The following is a 7,037-nucleotide window of genomic DNA, read 5'->3' as shown; positions in this document are numbered from 1 at the left end:
CCTCCACCGCACCCCGCCCCAAAGGGCCTCCGCCGCGGCGGGACGTGCGGGTGCCGTACGCGGCCTCGGGCGAGTACGCGGTCGTCCCCGGCAAGGCGCCGCCCAGGCCGGGCCGCGGCGCGGTGGTGCGATACCTGGTCGAGGTGGAGCGCGGCCTGCCGTTCGACCCCGCCGAGTTCGCCGCCGACGTGCACCGCACGCTCAACGACGTCCGCGGCTGGGCCCGCTTCCAGCGCGTCGACCGCGGCCCCGTACGCGTGCGCGTGGCCCTGTCCAGCCCCCGCCTCACCATCCGCCAGTGCCTCCCCTTGCGCACCGGCGGGAGCCTGTCCTGCTGGAACGGCACCCGCTCGGTCATCAACGCCCTGCGCTGGGCGAAGGGCGTCCCCCAGTACGGCGGCGACCTGACCGCCTACCGCCACTACCTCATCAGCCACGAGGTCGGCCACGGGCTGGGCCACCACCACCGCTCCTGCCCGGGCCCCGGCCGCCTGGCCCCGGTCATGACGCAGCAGTCCAAGTCGCTGAACCGCTGCCGCCCCAATCCCTGGCCGTTCCCCGATCGCAAACCGCGCGAAAGCGGCGAGACTGAAGACCGGAGGCCATGACGGAAGGAGACTCCGGATGATCAGCATCGACTCCGGACGAGTGAGCGGCACGCAGCAGGACGGGATCGCGGTCTTCAAGGGCATTCCGTTCGCCAAGGAACCGTTCGGAAGCCTCAGGTTCGCCGCGCCCGCGCCACCCGACCCCTGGGACGGCGTACGGGAGGCCACCCGGTTCGGCCCGCGCCCGCCGCAGCCGCCCATGGTGGCCGGCTCGCCCACGTGGCGGCAGACCGACGGGCTCGACTGCCTCACCCTGAACGTCTGGACCCCCGACCCCGGCGGCTCGGGGCTGCCGGTGATGGTGTGGATCTACGGCGGCGCGTACACGGTCGGCTTCTCCGACCTGACCGCCTACGACGGCAGGACGCTGGCGGGGCAGGGCGTGGTGGTCGTCACCTTCAACTACCGCGTCGGGATGGACGGCTACGGCCACGTCCCCGGCGCGCCGGCCAACAGGGGCCTGCTGGACCAGGTCGCGGCGCTGAGCTGGGTGCAGAGGAACATCGCGAAGTTCGGCGGCGACCCGGGCAACGTCACGGTGTTCGGCGAGTCGGCGGGCGCGGGGGCGATCGCCTGCCTGATGACGATGCCGCTGGCCGAGGGGCTGTTCAGGCGGGCCATCGCACAGAGCGTGCCGGGGATGTTCTACTCCCCGGCCTTCGCCGCCCGCGTCACGGAGGCGATCGGGCGGCGGCTCGGGGGCGGCTCCCTGTACGAGAGCGACATCGAGGAGCTGGTGACGGCGGGCAAGGACTTCACCGATCGGGACATGCCCGCGGATTTCGATGCGTGGAGGCCGGTCAGCTACGCCCCGCTGGCGTTCGCGCCGGTGGTGGACGGCGAGGTGCTGCCCGACACGCCGTGGAACGCCCTGGCCGCCGGCGCCGCGCACGGCATCGACCTCATCACGGGGTTCACCAGGGACGAGTACCAGCTGTTCCACGTGATGAACGGCGAGCAGAGCCACGACCTGGAACGGGCACTGCGCGACCTGGCGCCCGACGGGGCGGGAGCGGCCTACCGCGAGGCCCATCCCGGAGCCTCGGACGAGGACCTGTACCGGATCCTGCTGTCGGACTGGATGTTCCGGATGCCGAGCGCGCTGCTGGCCGACGCGCACACCGGCACGACCTACGCCTACGAGCTGAGCTGGGCGCCCACGCCGACCTGGCGGGCCTGTCACGGGCTGGACGTGCCGCTGACGTTCGGGACGGTCGAGGACGAGATGGCGATGCTGCTGGCCGAGGACTCGCCGGACCTGCCGGCGCTGTCGGAGCAGGTGCGCACGGCCTGGACCCGCTTCGCCGCCACCGGCGACCCGGGCTGGCCGCGCCACGACCCGGCGGAGGCGACCACGCACGTGTTCGACGTGCGGCCCGCCGACGTGGCCGACCCCGAGGCCGCCTCCCGTGCCATCTGGTCGAAAACGGGCTTCCCGGTGATCGGCTGACCGGGCCCCGTGCTAACCGAGGCCCTTGCCCGTGCCGACGCCTCTGAGCAGCGTGTCCACCAGGCGCGCCGCCAGGGCGTCGGCGTCGGCGTCCGGGTCGCGGTCCTCGGCCGCCTCGTGCATCAGCGCGTAGTAGACGCGCCTGGCCCAGACCGGATCTATCTCGGTCCGCAGCACCCCCGTCTCCTGTGCCCTGGCGAAGAGCCGGTGGCACCGCTCCTCGACGTCGGCGTGCACCCTGGCCACCTCCGGGTCGGATGACAGCGCCCGGCTCATCGCGAACCCCCAGTCGAGCTTCACCCGCAGCACGTTCGCCGTGACCTGGTAGAGCGCCACCAGCGGCGGCGTGGTCTCGGGGTGGGCGGCGTCCACGGCCGCGGCGAAGCGCCGCGTCGCCCACGCCGCCATCGCGTCCACCAGCGCCTCGCGCGAGGCGAAGCGCCGGTGCACGGTCGTGCGGGCCACCCCCGCCGCCTCGGCGATCTGCTCCATGCTGGCCGCCGGATTCCTGCTGAGCACCCGCTCGGCCGCCTCCAGGATCGTCCGCACGGTCCGCTCGGCGTCGGACCGCAGCGCCCGGTTCGTCTCACTCACCCCGACAGAGTACGCCAACGTCGTCGTTCACCTTCAACTTGCAACATCAGTGTTGCAAGTTCTATGGTGAGGGCATCGCTAAAGACGCAAGTACAGCGGGAGATACGACATGGACATGCGACTTACCGGCAAGACCGCCGTCGTCACCGGCGCGAGCAGGGGCCTCGGGCTGGCCATCACCGAAGCTCTGGTCGCCGAGGGGATGCGGGTCGTGGCCGCCGCGCGGACGATCTCGCCGGCACTGAAGGAGAGCGGCGCGAGCCCGATCACGGCCGACCTGTCCACCCCGGGCGGCCCCGCCGAGGCGATCGAGCGGGCGCTGGCCGAGCTGGGCGAGATCGACCTCCTGGTCAACAACGTGGGCGGCGGCGACGGGGGCGAGGGCCAGCTCGGCGGCTTCCTCGGCTTCGACGACGACCAGTGGCGCCAGACCTACGACCTGAACCTGCTCAGCGCCGTACGCGCCACCAGAGCCGCTCTGCCCAGCCTGCTGCGGCAGCGCGGCAATGTGATCAACATCTCCTCCATCGGCGCCCGGATGCCGCACGGGGGGCCGATCACGTACACGACGGCCAAGGCCGCGCTGACCGCGTTCGGCAAGGCTCTGTCGGAGGAGTTCGGCCCGCAGGGAGTGCGGGTGAACACGATCTCACCCGGCGCCGCGCGCACCTCGATGTGGGAGGGCCCCGGCAGCTACGGCGCGGCGATGGCGGCCTCGCTCGGCCTGGAGCACGACCAGCTGCTGGCGGGGCTGCCGTCGAACACGGGAATGACGACCGGTAGGTTCATCGAACCGGAAGAGGTCGCCGCCCTGGTGACGTATCTGGCATCGCCGCACGCCGGGAGCGTCAACGGCGCCGACTACGTCATCGACGGCGGATCGATCAAAACGGTCTGACCTATCGCGATATATCGTAGTACGGGAACACCGGGGTAACCCGCTCGGTTGAGCGGGATGGCGCGATTTCCAGGGGAGTGTGGGGAATGGCAGGAAAGCGGACGGCGCGGCGGCTCCTCGCGGGCGGCGTGGCACTCGCGGCGGCGGGCTGGGCGTTGCGCGACGTGCCCGCCGAGCTGGGCGTGCGGCCGATGGCGTCGGGGCCCGACCGGGTGGCCAAGATGCGGCGCTCACCGCAGTTCAGGGACGGGCTCTTCGTCAACCCGATGCCCGAGCAGACCACCTTGATCGGCAGACCGCCGGTGAGCCTGCTCGGCGAGCTGGCCAAGGACAAGGAGCAGCGCCGGCCCGCCGGCCTCGTCCCGCTGCGCGTCCCGCCGACCGAGCCGCCGCCCGCCGACGGGGTGCGCGTGGTCTGGTACGGCCACGCCTCCACCCTGGTGGAGATCGAGGGGAAGCGGGTGCTGTTCGACCCGGTGTGGAGCAAGCGCCCCTCCCCCTCGCAGCTCGTCGGCCCGAAGCGGCACCACCCGGTGCCCGTGGAGCTGGGTGAGCTGCCGGACATCGACGCGATCGCGATCTCCCACGACCACTACGACCACCTCGACCTGGCGACGGTCAAGGCCCTGACGCGCACGCAGAAGGCGCCGTTCCTGGTGCCCCTGGGCATCGGGGCGCATCTGGAGCGGTGGGGCGTGCCCGCCTACCGGATCATCGAGCTCGACTGGGAGGAGGAGGCCCTGGTCGCGGGGCTGCGCTTCGTCGCCACGGCCGCCAGGCACTTCTCCGGCCGGGCGTTCACCCGCAACGACACCCTGTGGGGGTCGTGGGTGGTCGCCGGGAAGAGCAGGCGGGTGTTCTACGCCGGCGACTCCGGATATTTCTCTGGATATCAGGGCATCGGCGCGCAGTACGGGCCGTTCGACCTGACGCTCATGCCGATCGGCGCCTACAGCCCGGCCTGGCCGGACATCCACATGAACCCGGAGGAGGCCGTCAACGCCCACCTCGACCTGGGCGGGCAGCTGCTGCTGCCGGTCCACTGGGCGACGTTCACCCTGGCCCTGCACCCCTGGGCCGAGCCGGTGGACCGGCTGTGGCGCGAGGCCAAGGCGCGCGACGTCAAGATCGTCGTGCCCCGGCCGGGCGAGGCCGTCGACACCTCCGCTGCTCCGGCGGTGGAGGGCTGGTGGGAGATGCTCACCTGACCTCCTGACGCCGGCCCGGGCGGCCGTCCCCCTCCCGGGCCGCAGACCGTACAGTCTTGGGGTGAGCAACCTGGAACGCGAGCCGCAGGAGATCCGCTGCGGCGCCGACGCGGGCGCGGACCGCGAGGTGTTGACGGGGCGTGAGGTGCCGCTGGGCGGCCCGCGGGCGATGACGGTGAGCAGGACCCTGCCGGGCGCGCACCGGCGGATGATCGGCGCCTGGTGCTTCGTGGACGCCTACGGGCCCGAGCTCGCGCGGATGCGGGTGCCGCCGCACCCGCACACCGGCCTGCAGACCGTGAGCTGGCTGGTCGAGGGCGAGGTGCTGCACCTCGACAGCCTGGGCTCCCGCCAGGAGGTACGCCCCGGGCAGCTCAACCTGATGACGGCCGGCCGGGGCATCTCGCACTCGGAGGAGTCCCCGCAGACCGTGCTGCACGGGGTGCAGCTGTGGGTGGCGCTGCCGGAGGAGCACCGGCACGTCGCGCCCGGGTTCGAGCACCATCCGTCGTTGCCCGGGTCCGGAGGGCCCGGGTTCGACGCGACCGTGATCATGGGGTCGCTCGGCGGGGTGCGCTCGCCCGCCACCGCCTACAGCCCGCTCGTGGCGGCCGAGATCGCGGTGGACGGGCAGGGTGAGGTGCCGCTCGATCCGGGGTTCGAGCACGGGCTGATGCCGCTCGGCGGCGCGGTCGAGCAGGTGGATCAGGGGACGCTGGTCTACCTGCCGCCCGGGCGGTCCCGGCTGCGGCTGTCCGGGCGCGGCCGGGTGCTGCTGATCGGCGGCGAGCCGTTCGGCGAGGAGATCGTCATGTGGTGGAACTTCGTCGGCCGGTCCCACGAGGAGATCGCCGCGTTCCGGAAGGAGTGGATGGAGGGCACGGGATTCGGCTCCGTCGAGGGGTTCGACGGGGCGCCGCTGCCCGCGCCCGTCCTGCCCGCCATCCGGCTCAAGCCGCGCGGGCGGGTCCGCTAGCCCTTCCGGTAGGTGTAGATGACGTCGAGATCCGTGGCCTTGGCGGGGATCTCGGCCAGCAGGCGCACCGTCCTGCCGGTGAAGTCGATCACCTGGATCTGCTGCCGGTCGGCCGTGCCGTCCGGGCGGATCCAGCAGGCCAGGTGCTCGTCGTCGTACCAGGTGGCCAGGCCGGAGCAGGGCGACTCCACCCGCTTGAGCTCCGCGCCGGTCTGGGAGTCGTAGACGCAGTTGTTGCCGCTGTGCAGCCCCGGGCAGTCGGTGACGAACCGCTTGCCCGACGGCGAGAACAGCGAGTCGGCGATGCCCGCCCCCACGTTGGGGACGCGGCGGACGCGCAGGCCGGTGGTGTCGAAGAAGCGCAGTGCCTGCTGGTCGGCGCTGTTCGACAGGGCGACGACGCCGCTGTCCGCGTGGTCGAAGCCGTACCGGATGCCTTTCAGCGAGCCTTCCCTGAGCGAGGCGATCGTGGCCTTCCTGCTGTCCACGTCGACGATGGCGAAGCCGGTCGACTGCCAGACGCCCTTGACCGGGTTGCCGACGTTGACCAGCACGCGGGTGCTGTCCCTCGACCAGGCCTGCACGTACGCGCTGAGCGGCTGCTGCGAGGTCTTGACGGAGAACCGCTCGCCCGTCACCTTGTCGGTGATCTCCACGGTGTCGTAGTTGTCGACGAAGCTCTTGCCGCGCTGGGCCAGGTAGCGGCCGTCGGGCGAGAGGATGCTCTCCCACTTGTCCTGAAATTTCGTGAATGGTCCGGTCAGGGAGTCGCGGGAGTAGTACACCCAGTCCTTGGTCTTGGGGTCCCGCACCATGTACGTGGTCAGCCTGATCGGGTCCGCCGGGCTCTCGTAGATGGTGGCGCCGGTGCCGGGGAGTCTCGTGGAGGCCAGGTTCGCGGTCGGGACCGCGGACGGGGCCGGCGACTTCGTGGCGGGGGTGGGCGCCGGGGCCGCCTGCGGCTTGGCCGGCAGGTTCACGACCGTGACCACGACGATGGCGATGGCCGCCACCAGGGCCGTGGCGGCGACGGCCGCCCCGATCAGCCAGCCCTTCCTGTTGCCAGGAGGGCGCTGCCGCCCCTCGTAAGGGCCGCCGTACGGTGAGCCCGGCGGCGGCGGGCCCAGGCCGGTCGGCTGGTAGGAGGCGGCGGGCTGGTACGCGGCCGGCGGCTGAAAGCTCGGCGACCGGCCGGCGGGCTGGGTCCACCGATCCCCCGGCGGCGGATACGGCCCCGGCTGCGAGACGGGCTGCGGGTGGAGGCCGGGCTGTGAGGACGGCTGCGGGTGGAGGCCGTGAGGGG

At 72.3% G+C, this 7,037-nt stretch carries 7 protein-coding genes; 5 read left to right on the top strand and 2 right to left on the bottom strand.

The window, feature by feature from the left end; genetic code table 11:
- Together ETD85_RS58760 and ETD85_RS58755 are read left to right on the top strand one after the other, a co-directional pair.
- Positions 1 to 608: DUF3152 domain-containing protein (locus ETD85_RS58760; RefSeq protein ID WP_240780120.1), on the top strand; the 608-nt coding region annotated here is incomplete at its 5' end.
- A 16-nt stretch (positions 609 to 624) separates the two neighbouring features.
- A complete protein-coding gene (locus ETD85_RS58755; RefSeq protein ID WP_138698496.1) occupies positions 625 to 2,058 on the top strand; it encodes a carboxylesterase/lipase family protein in 1,434 nt (477 codons plus the stop codon).
- 12 nt (positions 2,059 to 2,070) lie between these two features.
- Here the strand turns inward: ETD85_RS58755 and ETD85_RS58750 are convergent, their stop codons facing one another.
- Positions 2,071 to 2,652, bottom strand: coding sequence for a TetR/AcrR family transcriptional regulator (locus ETD85_RS58750; RefSeq protein ID WP_206059566.1), 582 nt, complete (start codon positions 2,650 to 2,652; stop codon positions 2,071 to 2,073).
- A gap of 109 nt (positions 2,653 to 2,761) precedes the next feature.
- Here ETD85_RS58750 and ETD85_RS58745 point away from each other — a divergent pair, with 109 nt between their 5' ends.
- The 3 genes from ETD85_RS58745 (at position 2,762) to ETD85_RS58735 (ending at position 5,734) form a co-directional block, all read left to right on the top strand.
- Complete coding sequence (locus ETD85_RS58745; protein WP_138698495.1) at positions 2,762 to 3,550, top strand: SDR family NAD(P)-dependent oxidoreductase; 789 nt, start codon at positions 2,762 to 2,764, stop codon at positions 3,548 to 3,550.
- Between the two features lie 86 nt (positions 3,551 to 3,636).
- Positions 3,637 to 4,758, top strand: a complete 1,122-nt coding sequence (locus ETD85_RS58740) for an MBL fold metallo-hydrolase (protein WP_138698494.1) — start codon at positions 3,637 to 3,639, stop codon at positions 4,756 to 4,758.
- A gap of 61 nt (positions 4,759 to 4,819) precedes the next feature.
- A complete protein-coding gene (locus ETD85_RS58735) occupies positions 4,820 to 5,734 on the top strand; it encodes a pirin family protein (protein WP_138698493.1) in 915 nt (304 codons plus the stop codon).
- Here ETD85_RS58735 and ETD85_RS64155 read toward each other — a convergent pair.
- A partial coding sequence (locus tag ETD85_RS64155) for a YncE family protein (protein ID WP_476739313.1) occupies positions 5,731 to 7,037 on the bottom strand: 1,307 nt, incomplete at its 5' end. The genes ETD85_RS58735 and ETD85_RS64155 overlap by 4 nt on opposite strands.

This window comes from Nonomuraea zeae (assembly GCF_005889725.1).
Classification (GTDB): Bacteria; Actinomycetota; Actinomycetes; order Streptosporangiales; family Streptosporangiaceae; genus Nonomuraea; species Nonomuraea zeae.
Note: the sequence above shows the minus strand (reverse complement) of the source record. Positions and strands in the feature narration are given on the sequence as shown.